Origin of the sequence: Janthinobacterium fluminis, from assembly GCF_028595325.1 — a bacterium.
GTDB lineage: Bacteria > Pseudomonadota > Gammaproteobacteria > Burkholderiales > Burkholderiaceae_D > Janthinobacterium > Janthinobacterium fluminis.
The window spans coordinates 200,231-220,536 of the sequence record NZ_JAQQXR010000001.1 but is presented as its reverse complement, the minus strand read 5'-3'; the positions used below and the strand labels follow the sequence as shown (position 1 = coordinate 220,536).

Below are 20,306 nucleotides of genomic sequence, written 5' to 3'. Positions count from 1 at the left end.
TTGCCTATGATAAACTAAATGCCCGACCCAGCGCCAGCACTAGCACAAAGTGTGCGCCGGAAATTCCTGGGGGAACAGCTCTAAACTGAGGGAAATGCCGCGCGGTGTGGCGGCGCGGTGACAGCCTGCTATTTCCCTATTCCAGTGGCCGAGCTCACTGAGGAATATATTATCCTGGGCGCCGAGCACCCTGAAGAACGGGCGCAACATTGCCATATATCCTAGACAGCCGTTTTTTGGCCGGGGGCACGGAGCAGGGCCATGCTGCGACGGGGCATATGATCGAGGGGCGCCGTGGTGCCTGCCCGGAGAGGAAAAGACTCCCCTGCCCGTCCAGAGGTTGTGATGATGCGCTATTGAATGCATATTTACATCATTGCTGATTCAAGGAGTCCCCATGAGAACCACCGTCACAATCGACGACGAACTGTACAACAAAGCCCTTGAGGTCGCAGATCCGTCCATGGACAAAACGGACCTCTTCCGCGAGGCCATCAAGACCTTCGTGCGCGTGCGAACTGCCAAGCGCTTGGTAGCGTTGGGAGGCGCGATACCAGGAATACCTGAAGTGCCACGTCGCCGCCCAGAGCCAGTTCAATAAGTGGCGTGTCCGTTAATACTTTCGTGTGGATAGACCACTTTCGGAACCGCAACGAGGCGCTTGAGAACTTGCTCAACCAGGACTTGGCACTCACGCACCCTGTGGTAGGCAGATTTGCATGGACGCAGTTAATTTCGAAGCATTTTGCATGGACCGAAATTGCGGATTCACAAAATCTCGCCGAGCTTGCGAGTGTCAAAGGCCGAAGGGACTCATACCTGGGTTGATAAAATGTCTTAAATGACAATTTCAAGCTAGAATACTCTTCAACACAACAACGCACTCTGCGGAGATATCAATGACTGACTTAGCTTCCCAAGCTGTTCCATTGATTGCGTTACTGCTCGGCGCTTTCTTCATGTGGCTGTTGATGAATAGCCGAATTAAATCAGCCGCTTTTGCAGCGGCGGCAGCGGCGACAACTGCGCTTCAAGTTGAATTAGCCCAGGCGACCGAAAAAATTCGGTCAGCCACAAATGAGTTGGACGCGGTGAAGGAGGATTCTCAGCAGAAATCGCAGCTACTTACCACTGTACGGGCGAGCTTCGATGAACTGAAGGATGAGCAAGCGCGCATGACTGAGCGCTTACTGAGGTTGCCCTTAGTTGAAGCCGAGCTACGTTCTACGATGGAACAACTGAAGTCCAGCATTGATGATGCTCGGCGACTAGCTAGTAGCGAAGCACAAAAGGCACAGTCCATTGAGTCGTTACAAGAGCATTTGGAGGCGCTTCAGTTAGCTAAAAAATCACTCGATCAGCAGTACCGAGATGAATCAGTTCGCTTACAAGATTCTTTACAGCGCAAGGCCACGCTCGAGGAACAAGTGGCCCGCATTCCTGAATTGGAGACAAAACTTCTCGAAGGCGGGCGACAGTTTGCTGAGTCAAATTCCAAGCTGCAAGCGTCGAACGAGTGTCGTGTCGCACTTGAGCAGCAGGTTGCTTGTCTACCGTCGCTTGAGTCCAAGCTAGTGGACTCAACAAAACAGCTAGGTGAGCTTAATGTGCAGCTTCGAGAGTCAGCAGAGCGCCGTGTAGCGTTAGAGGAACAGGCTGCTCGCCTGCCAGGTTTAGAGAGCCAGATAAAGGACTCGGCACGACAACTTGTCGACACAAATATGCAATTGACCGACCTCCGGGAATCAAGTGCGCGCGATAATGGAAAGCTTAGAGCAGAGTTGGCCGCAGAACGTACGGCCGCGGCTCTCGTGGTAGCAGAGCTAGCGACAGCAAAGACGGCATTTTCGCAAGCCGACTCGCAGGTGAACGGACTCACGGACCAGCTCACCCAACTTCGGACTCATGGCGAGGCTGAGCAAAAGAGCGCGGTCGAAAAACTTGAACTTTTGCTACAGGCCAAGACGGCACTTTCAGATCAATTTAAGACATTGGCCAACGATATTTTGGAAGAGAAGTCGAAACGCTTCGCGGAGCAAAATCGTGAAGGTATTAGCCAGTTGCTCGAGCCATTGAAAACGAAATTGACTGAATTTCAAGGCAAGGTCGAAGAGGTCTACGTTAATGAGGGCAAAGACCGCTCAGCGCTTTCGGAGCAGGTACGCCAACTCGTTGAACTTAACCAGTCACTCAGCCTGGACGCGAAGAATTTGACCCTGGCACTCAAAGGCTCCGCGAAGACACAGGGCAATTGGGGCGAGCTCATTCTCGAGCGTGTGCTAGAGGCATCAGGACTACGCAAGGGCCATGAATACCACGTGCAGGACAGCCAGACCCGCGAGGACGGTTCGCGCGGCCAAGCCGACGTCATCATCGACCTGCCTGAGGAGAGAAAGATTGTGGTCGATGCCAAAGTCTCGCTGGTAGCGTATGAGAAATTCACCTCTGCAGACACTGATGAGGCGCGAGCCCTGTCGCTTAAACAGCATTTAGACTCCGTACGCTCGCATATCAAGGGCTTGTCGGAAAAGCGCTACCACATGATGTATGGAGTTAAATCTCTCGATTTCGTCCTCGCATTTGTGCCCGTGGAACCCGCCTTTATGACAGCGGTTACGAACGACGACAACCTTTTCATGGACGCATGGAATCGTAACGTTCTGCTAGTTAGCCCATCCACATTACTATTTGTCGTTCGCACTGTGGCGCACCTGTGGCGCCAGGAAGCTCAGAGCAAGAATGCCCAAGAGATTGCGAAGAAGGGAGGAGACTTATACGACAAGCTTTGCGGGTTCGTTGAAGACTTGGAGTCTGTGGGCAACCGCCTGAGCCAAGCTCAGAAAGCATATGATGCTGCGCATGGAAAGCTGTCGGTCGGGCGCGGAAATGTTATTCGCCAAGCAGAAATGTTACGGGATTTAGGGGTAAAGCCGACGAAGGCTATGTCGTCGGCGACTCTCGCAATGTCAAGCGACGAAGCGCACCAACTCGGCGATAATGTAGTTACGCTGCCCCCGCTTACGACGCCCCAGTCTCCGAACTCCTCCGCATAAGTCCTTAAGACTGCGCGGAAAAATTACACAGGTGCCCCCCTGCTCAACCGTTCAAGTTACTTTGAATTTTATAGCCTGACTTCGTAACACTTGTGCAAAGAGCGCGCTGGCCTTCCCGTTTTCAAGTCGGGATAGCGCAGCGGTCGAGATTTGGAGATTGCTTGCGAGCGAAGCAAGTTCGGTGTTGCCATTTTGCACCATGACTGCCTTGAGCGAAAATGAAAAATTTCCTGCAGGGGCCTCAGGCGAGCGCCTCCTTAGCCGCCTCTTCCGGCGTCAAGCCGTCATAGAACTGGTCGGTGAACCACTCCACCTGCTCTTCGATATGTTCCTGCGCCTGGGCCTGCGTTGCGCCGCCCGCCACCAGAAAACCCTCGACTTCGATACACCAGTGTATCAAGGCCAGCGTTTCCGGATCCAGCTCTTCTTTCTTTGCCATCGTGCAACCTTTACATGTCTTGTAACAGGCCACAGTTTAACAGCAACGGCGCGCGCGCCCCAGGCCCGCGCCGCCGCCAGGCTCACCGCTCCGGATACAGGACCACCTGGACATAATTGTCCAGATTGAAGTAACGCCGCGCCGCCGCCTGCACATCGGCCGGCGTGAGCGCCCTCACCTCGTCCTCGTAGCGCAAGATGTCGGCCGGATCGCTGCCTTGCACCAGGGCCGTCTGCAAACGCCCCAGCCAGTAGCCGTTTTCGCGCAGCGCCTTCTGGTGGTTCTTGATCCAGTTCTCTTGCACCTTGGCCAGGTCTTCCGCCAGCGGGCCGTTCTCCTGCATCTGCCGGATCGCGGCAAAGGTCGCGGCGATCACCTTATCGACATGTTCCGGCCCCGTCGGCAAGCCGGCGCTGATCGAATAATTTCCATATGGCAGCTTGTTCAATGCGCCCTGCATGCCGCCGCCATAAATCAGGCCCATCTTCTCGCGCAGCACCTCGACCAGCTTGATGTTCATCACCTCGACCAGGGCCTGCAGGCGCAGCTGCGCCGCTTCCGAATACGCGGCGTCGCCGCTGAACGTCAGCGAAATACTGCTCTTCGCCTCCGTCCCCTTGCGCACGGTTTTTTTGACGACGCCGCTGACCGGGCGCAAGCCCAGGTCCTTGTAGGCGCTCGCCACTTCGGCGGCCGGCAGGCTGGCCAGATAGGTGGCGATCAAAGGCTTGACCTTCTCCACCTCGAAGCTGCCGACGAGGAAGAAAGTGCTGCCGCGGGCGCTGGAAAAGCGCTCCTTGTAAATTTCCAGCACGCGCTCCAGCGACACCTTGTCGAAATCCTCGGGCCGCGCCGCCCGCGCCAGGCGCGGATGGTTGTTGTACAGCGTAGTCTGCACCGTGTCGACGAACACCGACTCGGGCCGCGACATGGTGTGCTTCGCCAAGTCCTGCTGCTTGCCGACGAAGGAACGGTACAGCCCGTCGTCCTTGCGCGCGTCCGTGTAGCGCAGATACACCAGTTGCAGCATGGTTTCCAGGTCGGCGACGCTGGAACTGCCGCCCAAGCCTTCGCTCAGGTTGCCCAGGAAAGCGCCGACATTCACCGTTTTGCCCGCCAGAATTTTCTGCAAATCCGTCGGCGTATACGTCTTCAAACCCATCTGGCCAATGATGGCGCTGGCGTAGCGGGCGTTATAGGTGTCGGCGTCGCCGAACAGCGACTGGCCGCCGAAGCGGGTCGAGCCCAGCAACACCTGGTCGTTCTTGAAATCGGTCGGCTTCAACACGACCTTCACGCCGTTGCTCAAGGTCAGCTCAGTCAAGCCCAGGGCCGCGTTGTGCGTCTCGGCGACGATGCCGCCGGGCTGGGGCGGCGTCTCAAGCAGCGTGCTGCCCAACAGCTTCTCTTCCTTCGGCTTGAGCACCTGCCGCTCCGCCGCGTCGACGGCCGCCAGCAGGGCCGCGCTGGACGGCGCCGCGCCGCCGTCGGCGCCCATGTACACCACCAGCTTTTTCTCATGCAAAGGCATGGCCTTGGCGAATGCCTGGTTCACCTCGGCCAGCGTGATGCCGGGCAGCATTTCCCGCACATAGTTGTACTCATTCTCGATGCCGGGGATGGCTTCCTGTTCGAGGAAGTTGCGCACGTATTCGGCCACGTAGCCGGCCGAATCGGACTTGTCGCGCTCCAGGTAGGCGCGCTCGAAATTGCGCAGCATATCCTTCTTGCTGCGCTCCAGCTCGATGGCGCTGAAACCGAAGCGGCGCACCCGCCCGTCCTCCTGCAGCAGCGCGTCGACGGCCGGCGCGACGCCGCCCTTGCCGAGCAAGGCATAGGCGTTGAACGACTCGTAGCCGCGCACCAGCTTGCCCATGCTGCTGCCGCCCTGGATGAAGGGCGGATTTTCCTGCTGGCTCAGCTCCTGCATGCGCGCGCTGAGCATATCGCCGTACAGGCCCTGGACCAGCTTGTCGCGGTAGCCGCCGAACGTCGCGTCGGTCTTCGACTCGCGCACCGGATAACGGATGAAGACGAGGCTGTTGCTGGCCTCCTTGTCGGTGATCACCAACCCCTCCGTCTGCGTGCGCGTCGGCACCTTCGCATACGCGCGCGGGCGCGCCGGGACGGGATTTTTCAGCTTGGCGAAGTGTTTGGCGATCAGCTTCTCGGCCTCGGCCGGCTCGATGTCGCCGACCACGACGACAGCCATCAGGTCAGGCCGATACCAATCCCGGTAAAAGCGCTTGATCGCCGCGTACTTGAAATGCTTCAGGGTCGCCTCCTTGCCGATCGGCAGGCGCTGGGCGTAGCGCGAACCGTTGAACAACTTCGGCATCAACACCTTGTTCATGCGGTCCTCGGCGCCCTTGCCCAGGCGCAGCTCCTCCAGCACGATGCCGCGCTCGCTGTCGATGGCGGCCGCGTCGAAGGACAGGCCGTGGGCCCAGTCTTCCAGCACGAGAAAGCCCTGCTCGATGTTTTCCCGCTTGTCGGTGGGGATAGGCAGGATGTACACGGTTTCATCGAAGCTCGTGTAAGCGTTCAAGTCCGCGCCGAACTTGACGCCGATCGACTGCAGATAGGAAATCAGCTCGCTGCGCTTGAAATGGCGCGAACCGTTGAACGCCATATGCTCGGTGAAATGGGCCAGGCCCTGCTGGTCCTCATCCTCCAGCATCGAACCGGCCTTGACGACGAGGCGCAGCTCCAGCTTATTGGCCGGCTTGCCGTTGCGTTGAATGTAATACGTCAAACCGTTGGCCAGCTTGCCGACCTTGACCTGGGGGCCGAGCGGAACCGGATCGTCCAGGCGGATCTCGGCGCGGGCCAGCAGCGCCAGGGCCAACAAGGCCGCGCCGGAAAGAATGCGGAGGGAAGACAGTGTCATTTTTGCCGTGTGAGAGGAAAGAATTTTTCTACGGTACACCGAAAGCCGGGGACAGACCACGATTTTCGGGTAATAGTTTCCCGGAAATCGTGGTCTGTCCCCTAGTTTGCGCTTCTCTGCTACACTAATGCCGCCGGCAACTTTGCCGGTAACACAATACGTCTTCGGGGCGGGGTGCGATTCCCCACCGGCGGTAAGACCGGCAACGGTCAAGCCCGCGAGCGCCCGCCGCGCAATCGGCGGGGTCAGCAGATCTGGTGTGACTCCAGAGCCGACGGTATAGTCCGGATGAAAGAAGATGTGCGGTATCCGCAGTCCCGCGCCGAGCGATCGGCCCGGCTCATTGCGGCTGTTCGCTTGCCCTGAAGCGTTTTTCGCCATGATGCGAGGAGCGTTTCACATGTTAGTCAATCAATACACCCTGATCTCCCACGACCTCGACGGCCGCATGCACGCGGCGCTGGCCGCCATGCGCGCCGGTGTCCCGGTCATCCTGCTCGACGATTTCGACCGCGAAAACGAAGCCGACCTGATCATCGCCGCCGACAAGCTCACCGTCGAGACGATGGCCCTGCTGATCCGCGAGTGCAGCGGCATCGTCTGCCTGTGCCTGCCGGCCGACACCGTCGCCGCGCTGGAGTTGCCGCCGATGGCGCCGGAGAACGGCAGCCGCTACGGCACGCCGTTCACCGTGTCGATCGAGGCGCGCGACGGCGTCACCACCGGCGTCTCGGCAGCCGACCGCGTGACGACGATACGCGCCGCCGTCGCCAGGGACGCCAAGCCGCAGCACCTGGTGCGCCCCGGCCACGTGTTCCCGCTGCGCGCCGCGCCCGGCGGCGTGCTGACGCGGGCCGGCCACACGGAAGGCTCGGTCGACCTGGCCATGCTGGCCGGCCTGAACCCGCCGGCCGTGCTGTGCGAGCTGATGAACCCGGACGGCAGCATGATGCGCGGCGACGCCATCGAACGCTTCGCCGAGCTGCACGGCATGCCCATCCTGACGATCGCCGAAATCATCGAGTGGCGCCAGCGCCAGGCCGGCTGAAGCGGCGGCGCGGGCCGCCCGATGCTAAGATGAGCGGATGATTTCACAAGCAATGCTATTTTCCGTTCTGCGCCGCCTGCACCGCTCCGCCATGGCGTGGTTGCGGGGCTGGTGGCGCCTGCTCCATTTCGCCGTCCTGATCTTCTCGCTGGCGCTGTCGCCGTCCACCTACGGCCGCGCCGGGCGCCCGGCGCTGGCGCGCCAGCTGGTGCTCGCCACCGCGCCCAACCTGATGTGGTTCACCGTGCTGTCGGCCCTCATCAGCCTGGTGCTGATCCGCATCGTCGTCGTCACCGCCCTCAGCTACGGCCTGTCGCGCTATGCGCTGGAAATGGTGGTGCGCGTGCTGGTGCTGGAACTGATACCGCTGACGGCGGCGCTGTTCGTCGCGCTGCGCATCACCCTGCCCGACGGCATCGAGTTCGCCCAGATGCGCGCCAGCGGCGCCCTCGACGCCCTGCAGCGCCAGGGCGCCGACCTGCTGCACCGCGAATTCTTCCCGCGCGTGGCCGCCGGCGTCTTCGCCGTGTGGATGCTGGCCGCCGTCAGCTGCGTGCTGACGCTGGTGCTGGCCTACCTGAGCATCTACGGCTTCACGCCATGGGCGCTGCAAGGCTACACCCGCGTCGTCGGCCAGGTCTTCAACCCGGCCGTGTCGCTGATCCTGGCGCTGAAGATCGGCTTCTTCAGCTTCGCCGTCGGCCTGATCCCGATGGCCTCGTCCTTCTACGCCGACGGCGCCGCCGGGCGCCGCCAGCGCCTGCCCGGCACCCACGGCCTGTCCGACATGCTGCGCCTGTTCTCGGTCATCCTCCTCATTGAAATCGCCTCCCTGATGGGCAACTACTACTAATCGCCGACACGCCCCATGACAGAACCCACCCCCACCGCGGCCGACGCGCCGCTGCCCAGCGCCCCGCCGGTGCGCAACGCCGAATTCAAGGCCGCCCTGCTGCTGGTGCTGATGTTCGTACTCGTCAGCGGCTCCGTGCTGTACCTGATGTACGCCCGCGGCGCCTTCGAGGCGACGCAGCAACTGGTGCTGCTGGCCGAGGACTCCGACGGCGTCGTCGTCGGCATGGACGTCACCTTCTCCGGCTTCCCGGTCGGGCGCGTGCGCCGCATCGAACTGGGCGCCGACGGCAAGGCCCGCGTCGTCGTCGACGTGCCGCGCTCGGAGGCCCACTGGCTGCGCAGCACCAGCATCTTCACGCTCGAGCGCGGCCTCGTCGGCGGCGCCAAGCTGCGCGCCTTCACCGGCATCCCCGACGACCCGGCGCTGCCGGACGGCGCCGCGCGCCCCCTGCTGGTCGGCGACGCCGGCGCGGAAATCCCGCGCCTGCTGGCCGCCGCCAAGGAATTGCTGCAAAACCTGACGGCGCTGACGGGCGCCGAATCCCCGCTCGACCTGACGCTGCGCAACGTCCAGGGCGTGACGGGAAAACTCAACGGCCCGGCCGGCGCGATGGGGCTGATCGCCGGCGACGACAAGAATTCGCAACAGCTGCTGGCGCGCGCCAACGCGCTGCTGCTCAAGACCGACAGCCTGATCGGCAATGCCGACAGCCGCGTCTTCGGCCGGGGCGGCATCATGACCGACGCCCAGGCCACCGTGGTGCAACTGAACGCGCTGCTGGCCGACACCCGCGGCAGCCTGAAGAAACTCGACGCCGTGCTGGTCGAGGCGCAAGCCGTCGGCGCCAACGCCAAGGCCGCCACGGCCGACCTGGCGCCGCTGCGCGCCGACGTCGAAAGCAATCTGCGCAAGGTCGAGCAACTGGTCAACGAAATCAACCGCAAATGGCCATTCAAACGCGAGCCGGAGATCAAACTGCCATGAGCGCCACCCTGCCCCGCCGCCTGTTGGCGGCCTGCCTGCTCGCCGCCCTGGCCGCCTGCGCCGGCGGCCCGCCCGTGCCCGACTGGAAAATGAACGCGCAAAGCGCCATCGAGCGTTTCCAGGCGGCTTATCTGGGCGGCAACGAGCGGGTCGAGGCGGCCGAGTACCAGCGCGCCCGCGAGCAGATCGCCGCCACCGGCAAAATCGAGCTTGTGGCGCGCCTGGAGCTGGTGCGCTGCGCCACCCGCGCGGCCAGCCTCGTGTTCAATGAATGCGCGCGTTTCGAGCGGCTGCGCAAGGACGCGGCGGCGCCGGAGCGCGCCTACGCCGCCTATCTGGTTGGCGCGGCGAAACCCGAGGAAATCGCCTTGCTGCCGCAGGCGCACCGCGGCGTGGCCGGCGCCACCTCCGACACGGCGGCGGCCGCCGCCGTGGCCGGCATCGCCGACCCGCTGGCGCAACTGGTGGCGGCGGGCGTGCTGATGCGCACCGGACGCGCCAGCCCGGCGCTGCTGGCCACGGCCGTAGAGACGGCCTCGGCGCAAGGCTGGCGGCGGCCGCTGCTGGCGTGGCTGGGCGTGCAAGCCATGCGCGCCGACAAAGCCGGCGACGCGGCAGAGGCCGGGCGCATCCGCCGGCGCATCGACCTCGTCGAAGGGAAAGACCCCGGCTAAGGGCCGCTACTTCTTCTCCGGCATGGCCGACGAATGGTGGCTGGTAATCAGCCACTGCCTGCCATCCCAGCGATAAGTATAGGTATAGCGGGCGCTGACGGAAGCCCCCGTTTTGGCGAAGGCAAACGTATACAGCCCGGCGTCCACGGCGACGTTGCAGCCGATGTCAATGAAGCGCATGTCGATCTTGCCCGAGGGACGGTTTTCCAGGAAATGGTGGAAATAATCCTCTTTCTCGGCCGGCGTCAGACGCGGCTGATTCGACACCGTGGGCAGCAGAATGGAGCGCTGCGCATAGTTGGCGACCACCTTGTGGGGATCGCCGGTTTGCAACGACTGATTCCAGCGGTCGAACAAAGCCGCGACCTCTTGCTCCGACGTGGCTTTGCAACTGCCGCTGCGTGCTGCCTGCATATTGTCCGGCATGCCCTGATTGATCGCGCATCCCGTTAACGCGACGGCCAAAACCACAACACTCGCTAGCTTCATGGAAACTCTCCTTCAGGTGGGTAGTGTGAAAGTGAGACAGTCATGATTCAAATAGCCCTGCAACCCGCGCAAGCGGACGAACGCCGCCGTCGGGTGCATCACAGCATACGTGAAAGCCGGGGACAGACCACGATTTTCGAGAAATAATTTCTCGAAAATCGTGGTCTGTCCCCGAGCATATCCCGGCGGCTCAGCGCTGCGCCGCCTTGCCCGTCTCGCAGGCAAGGTTGCGGTAGAACACGAAGCCGCCCAGTTGAATCGACTCGGTCGATGCCGTGACGCGGTAGACCAGCGCCCGCTTCGCCGCTTCGACCCGCAACAAATTGCCTTGGTGGTGTTCGAGCTGGTAGTTGGCGGATTCGGCCGGGGATGCGATGGTGCCGCCCAGCTCGATGCGCAGTTCCGAGCGGGCGCTGTCGTAGGACCAGCGCGATGGATGATAGAAAGTGAAGCCGCCGGCAAAGCGCAGTTCGCCGCCAGGCGCCAGGGTCATGCAAATGCCGGGAAATTCGGCCGGCGGATTGAACCAGGCGCCGGCCGGCCCGCCGCCGGCATCCCTCTTGTCCATGGAGCCGCAGCCCGCCAGCGCGAGGCCCAGCAATGCCGCTAAAAGAAATCGCTTCGCCATTTGCCTACTCACGAATATTGATATTCCGGCGATTATAAACATCACTTCATTGCATGGCCTTACCCGCCCTTGGCGGCCGCTTCGCGCAGCTTGTCCTTTTTGCTTTTGCGCGCACCTTTGACGCCGCCGTTGACGCAGTCGGTAGCCGGATGCGGCGCGCTGGCGGCGGCCGTCTCGACCGGCTCGAAGCCGGCGATGACTTCGCGCGGCACCAGTGCGTTCTGGCGCTTTTCGATCAGGCGGAAGTGCGCCTCGGTGTCGGCGCTGACGAAGCTGACGGCGACGCCGCTCTCACCGGCGCGGCCGGTGCGGCCGATGCGGTGGGTGTAGTCGACCGCCGAACGCGGCAGGTCGTAGTTGACCACCGCCGGCAGTTGCGCGATGTCGATGCCGCGCGCGGCGACGTCGGTGGCCACCAGCACCTGCAGGCGGCTGGCCTTGAAGTCGGCCAGCACCTGGCTGCGCGCGCCCTGGCTGAATTCGCCGTGGAAGGGGTCGGCCTTGATGCCGTTGCGCTGCAATTTGTCGGCCACGTGCTCGGCCGCGTACTTGGTGGCGACGAAGACCAGCACCCGGCTCCACTTCTGTTCCTTGATCAGGTGCTTGAGCAGCATCGTGCGGCGGCCCGTGTCGACCAGGATGGCGCGCTGCACGATGTCGGGCGCGTCCTGCGGCGTCGATGCGACTTCGACGCGCACCGGCGCGCGCAGCAGCGTGTCGGCCAGCGCCTGCACGTCCGGCGGGAAGGTGGCCGAGAAGAACAGCGTCTGGCGCTGCGCCGGCATCAGGCCGAGGATGCGGCCGAGCTCCTCGCTGAAGCCCAGGTCGAGCAGGCGGTCGGCCTCGTCCAGCACCAGCATCGACACGGCCGACAGCTTCACCGCGTTGTGCTCGACCAGGTCGAGCAGGCGGCCCGGCGTGGCGACGACGATGTCGGCGCCGCCGCGCATCGCCATCATCTGCGGGTTGATCGAGACGCCGCCGAAGACGATGGCGACCTTCAACGGCACCGGCAGGTGCTTGGCCAGCGCGCGGATCGCCTCGCCCACCTGGGCCGCCAGCTCGCGCGTGGGCACCAGCACCAGCGCGCGCACCTGGCGCGGGCCGCTGCACGGCGCCAGCATCGCCTGCAGCAGCGGCAGCGCGAACGCCGCCGTCTTGCCGGAGCCGGTCTGGGCCGCGCCCAGCAGGTCGCCGCCGCGCAGGATGACGGGGATGGCGCCGGCCTGGATCGGCGTCGGCGCGGCGTAGCCGACCTTGCCGGCGGCGCGCACGAGTGAGGGGATCAGACCCAGTGAGGAAAATGGCATAGCGGGCCTTAGCGTTCGAGAGAGTGAAACTGGCGGGCGGCGCGCGCAACGGCCGGCGCCGCGCCGGTGAATGCCGACAGTATAAAGCAGGGGATGGGGCTGGGATAAAAACCCGGGGCCAGCCCCGGGCTTGCGCCTCAGCGCGCGCGCACCTTGCTCAAGGCCGCCCTGCCCGGCTCGGTCAGGAAGGGCTGCAATCTGGCGTAAGGCACGGTGATGTCCATGTCGCACGCCTGGGCCACATGCGGGAAGGTCGTCGAGAACACCATGCCCTTCTCGCCCAGCGCCGCCTGGAAGTAGCGCTCTTCGAGCAGCATGGGGCCGCAGTCGCTATCCGTGGTGTCGGCGCCCTCGCCGCCGAGGATGACTTTTTGCAGGTCCGGCGGCACCGCCGAGCCGTCCTTGTTGTAGTGCTTGAAGAAACTCCACAGGTCGACCTCCTTGCCGCTGGCCAGGTCGATGCTGCGCTTATGGACGCCGTGGAAGGGGTAGGCGCCGCCGCAATAGCCTTCATACGACTCGTCGATCGACAACCAGTCCTTGCTCCAGAACGTGATGGTCGAGCCCGAGTTGTAGTCGTGGTTCGGCCCCGAACACTCGAAATAGCGTTGCATCGCGGCGCTCAGCAACTGAGCCAGCACTTGATTGACGGCGCCCGTGCGCGGCGCCGTTTCCGCCAGCGCCAGCCCCTCGATCGCGCCCTCCAGCGTCGACAGCTTCACATACGGGCGCCGCTGAAACACGGCCGCTTTGCGGACAATCTTTTGTGCGTCCAGGCGCGGGCCGTTGAACGCCGCCGACAGCGCGTTGTCGCGCATGCTGCAAGTGCCGTTGCCGGCCTTGTCGGCGTAGCCGCGGCTCAATAAGATCGGCAAGGTGCGCTTGCCCTTCACCTCGGACCAGTCGCCCTCCATGCGCTCCGGCGCGACGCTGCGCAACTGCCAACGGCCGGTCGCCTCGTAGTCGCGGCCCTCGGTCCAGGCCGCGCTGCCGTCATCGGCGCCGTTCAAGTCGATGTTCCGGAAATGCTTCACATAGTAATAGGCGGCTTCGCCCGAGCGGGAGAAGCAGGCGACGATTTTCTGGCCGCCGAGGCTGCCCGTCCAGACGCCGGCGCGGGCTTCCGCCTGCGCCGTCACGGTTGCCGTCGCAGGCGACGACGCGGCGACAAAAAAAGCGCACAATAGGCCCTGTATCAATTTTGACATGTTGAATGATGTAGAAGTAGCTCGTAGTACCGCCATTATGCCCCTGCGACTGATTTTTTGACGTTCAGCCGGCCACGGGCATGGAAAAGACGTTTCCCTTTAACTCGACAGGAGAACACCATGACCGAAGCACAAGTGAAAGCCATTCCCGAAGGTATGCACTCGATCACCCCGCACCTGGTTTGCGACGGCGCCTCCGACGCCATCGCCTTCTACAAGCGGGCGTTTGGCGCCGTCGAAGAGGGGCGCATGGCCGGCCCCGACGGCAAATTGATGCACGCAATGGTGCGCATCGGCGATTCAACGGTGATGCTGGTTGACGAATTTCCGCAATGGCATAGCTTCGGGCCGAAAACGCTGAAGGGCTCGCCCGTGACCATCCACCTGTATGTGGAAAACGCCGACGCCGTTTTCGCCAAGGCGCTGGAGGCCGGCGCCACCGTCAAGATGCCGATGCAGGACATGTTCTGGGGCGACCGCTATGGCGTCGTCGAAGACCCGTTCGGCCACCAGTGGTCGATCGCCACCCACATCCGCGATGTGAGCCCCGAGGAAATGCAGCAGGCCGCCAAGCAAGGCTGCTCCGACGCGGCGAAGGCTTGACGGAGGCGGCGATGCGATTCATGCTGATCGTTAAAGCCAGCCCGCAATCGGAGGCCGGCGTCATGCCGAGCGAAAAATTATTGACCGATATGGGCAATTACAACGAGGAGCTGGCCAAGGCCGGCGTCTTGTTGGCGGGCGAGGGCCTGCATCCCAGCGCCAAGGGCGCGCGCGTGATATTTTCCGCGGCCGGCCGCAGCGTCGTCGACGGCCCTTTCGCCGACACCAAGAGCTTGGTTGCCGGCTTCTGGCTGATCAAGGTCAAGTCGAAGGAGGAAGCGATCGAGTGGGTCAAGCGCTGTCCGAATCCGATGGAGGGCGAGGCGGAGATCGAAATCCGCCAGGTCTTCGAGACGGAAGACTTCGGCGCCGCGCTGACGCCCGACCTGAAGCTGCAGGAAGAGCGCCTGCGCCGGCAAGCAGACGCGGGGAGGTAAGCGGGGGGCGGGCTTGCCCCGCCCTGTGGCTTGCCGCGCGCCTATCACGCCTGTTTGCATTTCATTCCTTTAATTTTGCAATTCATCACATTGGCGGCGCCGGCGCGCGCGCCGCCCCCTATAGTGCGATCCTCCCCCACTCCATAAAAAATATAAGGACCGCAATGAAACTTTCCCCCCGCGCCGGCGCCGCCGCGCTGCTCCTGTCGCTCCTGATGGGGCTGGCCCACGCCGGCGGCGACATCGCGCCCGACCTCGACGGCCGGCGCAAGGCATTGGCCAGCCTGATACAGGAACAGTGGGAATACAATTTGCGCAACAATCCCGAGCTGGCCTCCATCATCGGCGACAAGCGCTACAACGACCGCCTGACGGACTTTTCCCAGAGCGCCATCGACGCCGACCTGCGCGCCAACGCCGCCTTCCTGGCGCGCTTCGAGGCGATCGACAGCAGCGGCTTCCCGGCGCAGGAACAGATCAACAAGGATTTGATGCTGCGCACGCTGCGCCAGAACGTGGCCGGCGCCCGCTTCAAGGAATGGGAAATGCCGGTGCTGCAAAATTCCGGCATCCACCTCGACATGCCGCAACTGGTGTCCTCGCTGGCCTTCGACACCGTCAAGGACTACGAGGACTACGTGGCCCGGCTGCGCCAGTTGCCGCGCGCCTTCGACGACACCGTCGTGCAGATGCGCAAGGGCATGCGCGACGGCCTGATGCCGCCGCAATTCCTGATCCCCGCCATCGCCCGCCAAAGCGCCGGCATCGCCGCGATGAAGCCGGCCGCGTCGCCGTTCGCCGAGCCGCTCAAGCAATTCCCGGCCAGCTTCTCGGCGGCCGACAAGGCGCGCCTGCGCGCCGCCGTGCTGGGCGCCATCGCGCGCGACGTCGCGCCCAGCTACCGCAAATTCTCCGCCTTCGTGCGCACCACATACCTGCCGCACGGCCGCAAGGACGTCGGCCTGTGGTCGCTGCCGGACGGCGCCGCGCGCTACAGCTTCCGCGCCAAGGCGTCGACGACGACCGAGCAGACGCCCGAGCAAATCCACCAGCTCGGCCTGGCCGAGGTGCAACGCATCGAAGGGCAGATGCTGGGCGTGGCGACCAGGCTCGGCTTCGCCGACCTGAAGAGCTTCAACGCCAGCCTGGACAAGAACCCGGCCGTGCATCCGAAGTCGGGCCAGGAAATGCTCGACCTGTACGGCAAGTACACGGAGCAGATGTACCAGAAGCTGCCGCAGCAATTCGGCATTCTGCCCAAGGGCAAGGTCAAGATCGCCGCCGTCGAAGCCTTCCGCGAGAAGGAGGCGGCGGCCGCGTCCTACAACCAGGGCACGCCGGACGGCTCGCGTCCCGGCCGCGTCATGGTCAACACGGGCGACTTCGCCAAACGCATGACGATCAGCATCGAAACGACGGCGCTGCACGAAGGCGTGCCGGGCCACCACATGCAGATCGCCATCGCCCAGGAGCTCGACGGCCTGCCGCCGTTCCGCCAGCAAAGCCACTACACGGCCTACGTCGAAGGCTGGGCGTTGTATGCCGAACGCCTGGGCGAGGAGCTGGGTTTCTATAAGGATCCGTACAGCTACTACGGCCACCTGCAGGATGAAATGCTGCGCGCCATCCGCCTCGTCGTCGACACCGGCCTGCACTACAAGAAATGGAACCGCCAGCAAGTGGTCGACTACTTCCACGACCATTCCGGCATCGAGGAAGTGGACGTGCAAAGCGAAACCGACCGCTACATCGTCTGGCCGGGCCAGGCGTTGGGCTACAAGATCGGCCAGTTGAAGATACTGGAGCTGCGCGCCTACGCCAAGGCCGAGCTGGGCGAGAAGTTCGACATACGCGACTTCCACGACCAGGTGCTGGGCGCGGGCGCCCTGCCGATGGACTTGCTGGAAGCGCGCATCAAGGGCTGGGTGGCGGCGCAAAAAAGCGCCTGACGCCGCCGGCGACGGGAATTCGCCGACTCGCGCCTCGACCGCTGCGCCGCGCCCGGCCATTGCCCGGTGTCTGGCGCGTCGGCCGCCGCATTCAAGTCTTGCGGGAAATCATCAACGCGAATGGCAAGCTCGGCGAAGCTGGCGGAGTCGGCGCCGCCGGGATATTTCGGGTAATGTACGTGGCTAAACCGAAGCCACTTCAAAACCGGATAAGGCTATTGCCGAAGCGCGCTATCGGGCCATTGTTCAGAAAAGGAAAGCAATAAAATGAACAAAATCGATACGCAAGTGCGACATGTCACCAAGGCTGGCGCGAACCTGTTCGCTGAACTCGGCTTTGCTCCGGACGACGCAAAGCGCTATCAAGCGGAGTCTCGCGAGCGGATTGAGCATACTCTGGCGATCAAGGAGCAGCTTATGGGGGAACTGGCGTCATGGATCAAGGCCAGCCACCTCAAGCAGGACGAGGCGGCGGAAATTTTGCATGTTACCCGCCCTCGGGTATCGGACGTTATCAACAAGAAAACTAGCAAGTTCACGATCGATGCGCTGGTTGATATGCTGGCTCGCGTTGGCAAATCTGTCACCGTAGTGATCGGTTGACGCTTGGCATTGCCCCTCATGTCCGGTTCCCTCGACCAGACTAGCAGCGCTGACTGTGGCGCGCCCGGACGCGAAATATCGGTGCGCCGGCGCGCCTAGTGCTGCCGCAACGGACGATTGCCGCGTCGGCATGGGGATTTGCTTGACTTGGCGCCGCACTTTTGCGCTGGCGCGCGGCACGCACGGACCAAATCAGGTTAATATTGCGCAATAGCAATGTTAACTGGAGCGCAATTTGTTAGTCATTCTCGGATTTATCGTCGTCCTGCTGGCAATCTTCGGCGGTTTCGCGCTCCAGGGCGGACATTTGGCGGCGCTGTTCCAGCCCACCGAATTATTGATGATAGGCGGCGCGGCCATCGGCACCTTCATCGTCGGCAACGACTCGAAGGCGATCAAGGCGACCATGCAGGCGCTGCCGTCGCTGATGCGCGGGTCGAAATACACGAAGGGGCTGTATATGGAGCTGATGGCCCTGCTCTTCGAGATCCTGACGAAGATCCGCAAGGAGGGCCTGATGTCGCTGGAAGACGAGATCGACGACCCGTACCGCAGCCCGATTTTCCTCAAGTATCCCTACACGCTGTCCGATCCGCACATCATGGAATTCATCACCGACTACCTGCGCTTGATGGTGTCGGGGAATATGGACGCCTTCCAGATCGAAAACCTGATGGACAATGAAATCGAAACCCATCATGAAGACGGCGAAATGCCGATACAGACCATCTCCCAGCTGGCCGACGCCATGCCGGCCTTCGGCATCGTCGCCGCCGTCATGGGCGTGGTGCACACCATGGCCTCGGTCGGCCTGCCGCCGGCCGAGCTGGGCGTGCTGATCGCCAACGCCCTGGTCGGCACCTTCATCGGCATTTTGCTGGCCTACGGCTTCGTCGCGCCGGTGGCCAGCCTGCTGCGCCGCAAGCACCACGAGTCGCAGAAGATGCTGCAATGCGTCAAGGTGACGCTGCTGGCCAGCCTGAACGGCTACGCGCCGGCCCTGTCGGTGGAGTTCGGCCGCAAGGTCATTTCCAACACCGAGCGGCCCTCCTTCAACGAGCTGGAAAAGCACGTGCGCCAGATCAAGGCGAGAAACTAAGCGCTCGGCGGGCCGGCAACGCCACATGCCTCACTTCGGATCGGGACAGCGCCAGCCTTCCTCGTCCCCGCCGGGCTGGATGGCCATGCGCACGCCGTCCAGTTGCAGATCCTTGATCGGCCGCGCCACCAGCTTGAAATCGCCGGCCGACAGCTTCTTGCGCAAGGATGCGCATTTGCTGGAGTTGAACGGCAATTTCCCCACCGTCACCCAGTCCCCCTGGGCATTTTCGCCCATCAATGGCGACCAGGCATGCTCCTGCGTCATCAGCAACACCTCGGGCTTGCCGTCGCCATCGAAATCGATGACATAGGCATCGCAGTGCGTGTCCTTGGACTTCAGGCAAGGCGACACTTCCCAATCCGACGTGTGCTTTTGCCAATCCTTGCGCAGGAAACTGTCGGGCAGGCGCGCCTTGGCCGGCCAAACCGTGAGGTTGGCGGCAATGTCCTGCGGCTGCGGCGCGGGCTCCTTGTTTTCCTCTTCCCAGCGGTTTTCCGCCTTCAGCACGGCCTTCGCCTTGGCCCGTATCAGCGCGGCCTCGGCGCCCTGGGTGCTGTCGCGCAGTTGCTCCAAGGCTTGGCGGCCGTAGCGCGCGCCGTCGAAACGCAGGTATTTGAAGTCGAACTGCTCGGCCTTGATGCTGCCGGCGGCCAGGCGGGCCATCTGGTTGTTGACGGACAGGCGGGCCGAATCGCCCAGCGGCGAAAACAGGGCCAGCAAGACCGCCAGCACGACGAAGGCCGTGGCGACGTTGACCTTGGCCACGCCGCGCATCCAGTGCGCCCGTTCGCGCCCGCCCTCGCGCGCGGCCCAGCCGTAGCCGAAGGCGTAAAACGCGGCCACCAGCAGGCAGGCGGCGGCCGTGATGCGGTCCGCCGTCCAGCCATAGTCGCCGACGCGCAGCGACAGCGCGTACACGGCGATGGCCCAGATCGGCAACAGCAGCAAGGCCGCCAGCCGCGCGCTGACGGCGATGACGCGGGCCACGCCGGCGCTCACTTCGCCGTTCTGGTAGGCGGCGTTAATCAGGATCACCAGGGCCGCGGCCGTGCCCAGCAGTACGCTGGTGGCGTGGCGCGTTTCCCACAGGGCCGACAGGCCCGTGAACGGCAGGCTGAACAGGAAACCACCGACGATCAGCACCGTCACCGGCAAAATCCAGGACAGCAGCACCAGCAGCAGCGTGCGGATGCCGCGCACGATGGCCGGGCGCACGTCGGTCAGGTGCATCGCGCAGGAAAACGCGAAGCAGGTCACGGGAATGAAGAACCAGGATTCGGCCAGCACTTCCTTGAGAAAATTCAGCTTGACCAGCATGAACAGGGCCGAACCGAGCCACAGCACCATCCACAGCATGTTGATGAAGAACAGGGAAAACTGCAGTTGTATCGCCAGCTTCCAGGCCATCTCGAAATAGCTCGGATAGTGGGCGATGCGGCGCCGCTCGCTGGCGCCGGCCAGCACCAGCGCGTGGGCGATGAAGAAGCCGCCGATGCTGGCCACGAGCAGCAGCGGCGACGGCGTCGGCAGCGTCGGCAGACGTTCCGGCTTGGGCCAGCCGGTCGGGATGCCGCCCAGGCGCCAGACGTCGTAGACGGCCAGCAACACCATGACGAGGGCCGCCACCGCCATCCACACGGCCGCGCGGCGCGGCGCCAGGTGGCCCAGGCTGGAGATGAGCAGCACCGGCAACAGCACGCCGAGCAGCAGCAGCGTGGGGAACAGGTAGGCTTCGGTGGCGGGCCACTGCTGCGCCCTGGCCGCGAAGTACAGCAGATACAGCAGCACCCCCTGCGCCAGGCCGACCAGCAGGCGCGCCAGCGCCACTTTCGGCGTCACCACCGCGTCGAGCATCAAAGAGTCTTTTCCAGGGGGAGCTTGCTGCATAGAACTATCCGTTTCAGGTAAGGGGGGCCGCCGCATTATCGCACCGACTTGCCTTTCGCTCAACGATGGCACAAGCCCAACGCGCGCGGCAAGAAACCGCCATGTCTAGACCTGACCCCAGCCGTTTTGGGCCAACAACGCTATAA

Annotated in this window: 18 protein-coding genes and 1 riboswitch; of the genes, 11 read left to right on the top strand and 7 right to left on the bottom strand. The window is 63.2% G+C overall.

Annotated features, from left to right (window positions below; translation table 11 throughout):
* The first annotated feature begins 397 nt into the window (after positions 1–397).
* Complete coding sequence (locus OIK44_RS01055; RefSeq protein WP_273668799.1) at positions 398–601, top strand: type II toxin-antitoxin system VapB family antitoxin; 204 nt, start codon at positions 398–400, stop codon at positions 599–601.
* A gap of 298 nt (positions 602–899) precedes the next feature.
* Entirely contained in the window at positions 900–3,053 is a 2,154-nt protein-coding gene (locus tag OIK44_RS01050; RefSeq protein WP_273668798.1) for a DNA recombination protein RmuC, read from the top strand.
* A 241-nt stretch (positions 3,054–3,294) separates the two neighbouring features.
* Here OIK44_RS01050 and OIK44_RS01045 read toward each other — a convergent pair whose 3' ends face one another.
* Together OIK44_RS01045 and OIK44_RS01040 are read right to left on the bottom strand one after the other, a co-directional pair.
* Positions 3,295–3,492 carry a hypothetical protein gene (locus OIK44_RS01045; RefSeq protein WP_273668797.1) on the bottom strand — a complete coding sequence of 66 codons (198 nt, stop codon included), beginning with the start codon at positions 3,490–3,492 and terminating at the stop codon, positions 3,295–3,297.
* Between the two features lie 82 nt (positions 3,493–3,574).
* The gene (locus OIK44_RS01040; protein ID WP_273668796.1) at positions 3,575–6,382 is read right to left on the bottom strand and encodes a M16 family metallopeptidase; all 2,808 of its coding nucleotides are present in this window, start codon (positions 6,380–6,382) and stop codon (positions 3,575–3,577) included.
* A gap of 156 nt (positions 6,383–6,538) precedes the next feature.
* Positions 6,539–6,686: riboswitch (FMN riboswitch) on the top strand.
* A gap of 96 nt (positions 6,687–6,782) precedes the next feature.
* On the opposite strand from OIK44_RS01040, the gene ribB reads away from it, so the two are divergent.
* The 4 genes from ribB to OIK44_RS01020 are packed head-to-tail and all read left to right on the top strand — an operon-like array spanning position 6,783 to position 9,944.
* Positions 6,783–7,430 (top strand): 3,4-dihydroxy-2-butanone-4-phosphate synthase, encoded by a 648-nt coding sequence (gene ribB, locus OIK44_RS01035; RefSeq protein ID WP_273668795.1) that lies wholly within the window; start codon positions 6,783–6,785, stop codon positions 7,428–7,430.
* A gap of 37 nt (positions 7,431–7,467) precedes the next feature.
* Positions 7,468–8,283, top strand: a complete 816-nt coding sequence (locus tag OIK44_RS01030; protein WP_420213799.1) for an MlaE family ABC transporter permease — start codon at positions 7,468–7,470, stop codon at positions 8,281–8,283.
* A gap of 15 nt (positions 8,284–8,298) precedes the next feature.
* Positions 8,299–9,270 (top strand): MlaD family protein, encoded by a 972-nt coding sequence (locus OIK44_RS01025; RefSeq protein WP_273668793.1) that lies wholly within the window; start codon positions 8,299–8,301, stop codon positions 9,268–9,270.
* Positions 9,267–9,944 carry a hypothetical protein gene (locus tag OIK44_RS01020; RefSeq protein ID WP_273668792.1) on the top strand — a complete coding sequence of 226 codons (678 nt, stop codon included), beginning with the start codon at positions 9,267–9,269 and terminating at the stop codon, positions 9,942–9,944. Before OIK44_RS01025 ends, OIK44_RS01020 begins: the two co-directional genes overlap by 4 nt.
* 6 nt (positions 9,945–9,950) lie before the next feature.
* Here the strand turns inward: OIK44_RS01020 and OIK44_RS01015 are convergent, their stop codons facing one another.
* The 4 genes from OIK44_RS01015 to OIK44_RS01000 all read right to left on the bottom strand — a co-directional run bounded on the left by OIK44_RS01015 (position 9,951) and on the right by OIK44_RS01000 (position 13,579).
* Positions 9,951–10,433: an SgcJ/EcaC family oxidoreductase gene (locus OIK44_RS01015; RefSeq protein WP_273668791.1), complete on the bottom strand. Its 483-nt coding sequence runs from the start codon at positions 10,431–10,433 to the stop codon at positions 9,951–9,953.
* Positions 10,434–10,623: 190 nt separating this feature from the next.
* A complete protein-coding gene (locus OIK44_RS01010) occupies positions 10,624–11,001 on the bottom strand; it encodes a hypothetical protein (RefSeq protein ID WP_273668790.1) in 378 nt (125 codons plus the stop codon).
* Positions 11,002–11,120: 119 nt separating this feature from the next.
* A complete protein-coding gene (locus tag OIK44_RS01005; protein ID WP_273668789.1) occupies positions 11,121–12,371 on the bottom strand; it encodes a DEAD/DEAH box helicase in 1,251 nt (416 codons plus the stop codon).
* A gap of 137 nt (positions 12,372–12,508) precedes the next feature.
* Positions 12,509–13,579: a hypothetical protein gene (locus tag OIK44_RS01000; protein ID WP_273668788.1), complete on the bottom strand. Its 1,071-nt coding sequence runs from the start codon at positions 13,577–13,579 to the stop codon at positions 12,509–12,511.
* A 120-nt stretch (positions 13,580–13,699) separates the two neighbouring features.
* Here OIK44_RS01000 and OIK44_RS00995 point away from each other — a divergent pair, with 120 nt between their 5' ends.
* The 5 genes from OIK44_RS00995 to motA all read left to right on the top strand — a co-directional run bounded on the left by OIK44_RS00995 (position 13,700) and on the right by motA (position 18,270).
* Positions 13,700–14,182, top strand: a complete 483-nt coding sequence (locus OIK44_RS00995) for a VOC family protein (protein ID WP_273668787.1) — start codon at positions 13,700–13,702, stop codon at positions 14,180–14,182.
* Positions 14,183–14,193: 11 nt separating this feature from the next.
* Positions 14,194–14,619 carry a YciI family protein gene (locus OIK44_RS00990; protein ID WP_273668786.1) on the top strand — a complete coding sequence of 142 codons (426 nt, stop codon included), beginning with the start codon at positions 14,194–14,196 and terminating at the stop codon, positions 14,617–14,619.
* 164 nt (positions 14,620–14,783) lie between these two features.
* Positions 14,784–16,568 carry a DUF885 domain-containing protein gene (locus OIK44_RS00985; RefSeq protein ID WP_273668785.1) on the top strand — a complete coding sequence of 595 codons (1,785 nt, stop codon included), beginning with the start codon at positions 14,784–14,786 and terminating at the stop codon, positions 16,566–16,568.
* Between the two features lie 267 nt (positions 16,569–16,835).
* On the top strand, positions 16,836–17,171 hold the full coding sequence (locus OIK44_RS00980; RefSeq protein WP_273668784.1) for a helix-turn-helix domain-containing protein: 336 nt from the start codon (positions 16,836–16,838) through the stop codon (positions 17,169–17,171).
* 235 nt (positions 17,172–17,406) lie between these two features.
* Positions 17,407–18,270 carry a flagellar motor stator protein MotA gene (gene motA, locus OIK44_RS00975; RefSeq protein WP_273668783.1) on the top strand — a complete coding sequence of 288 codons (864 nt, stop codon included), beginning with the start codon at positions 17,407–17,409 and terminating at the stop codon, positions 18,268–18,270.
* A 30-nt stretch (positions 18,271–18,300) separates the two neighbouring features.
* Here the strand turns inward: motA and OIK44_RS00970 are convergent, their stop codons facing one another.
* Positions 18,301–20,160 (bottom strand): DUF4153 domain-containing protein, encoded by a 1,860-nt coding sequence (locus tag OIK44_RS00970; protein WP_273668782.1) that lies wholly within the window; start codon positions 20,158–20,160, stop codon positions 18,301–18,303.
* Between the last annotated feature and the right edge of the window lie 146 nt (positions 20,161–20,306).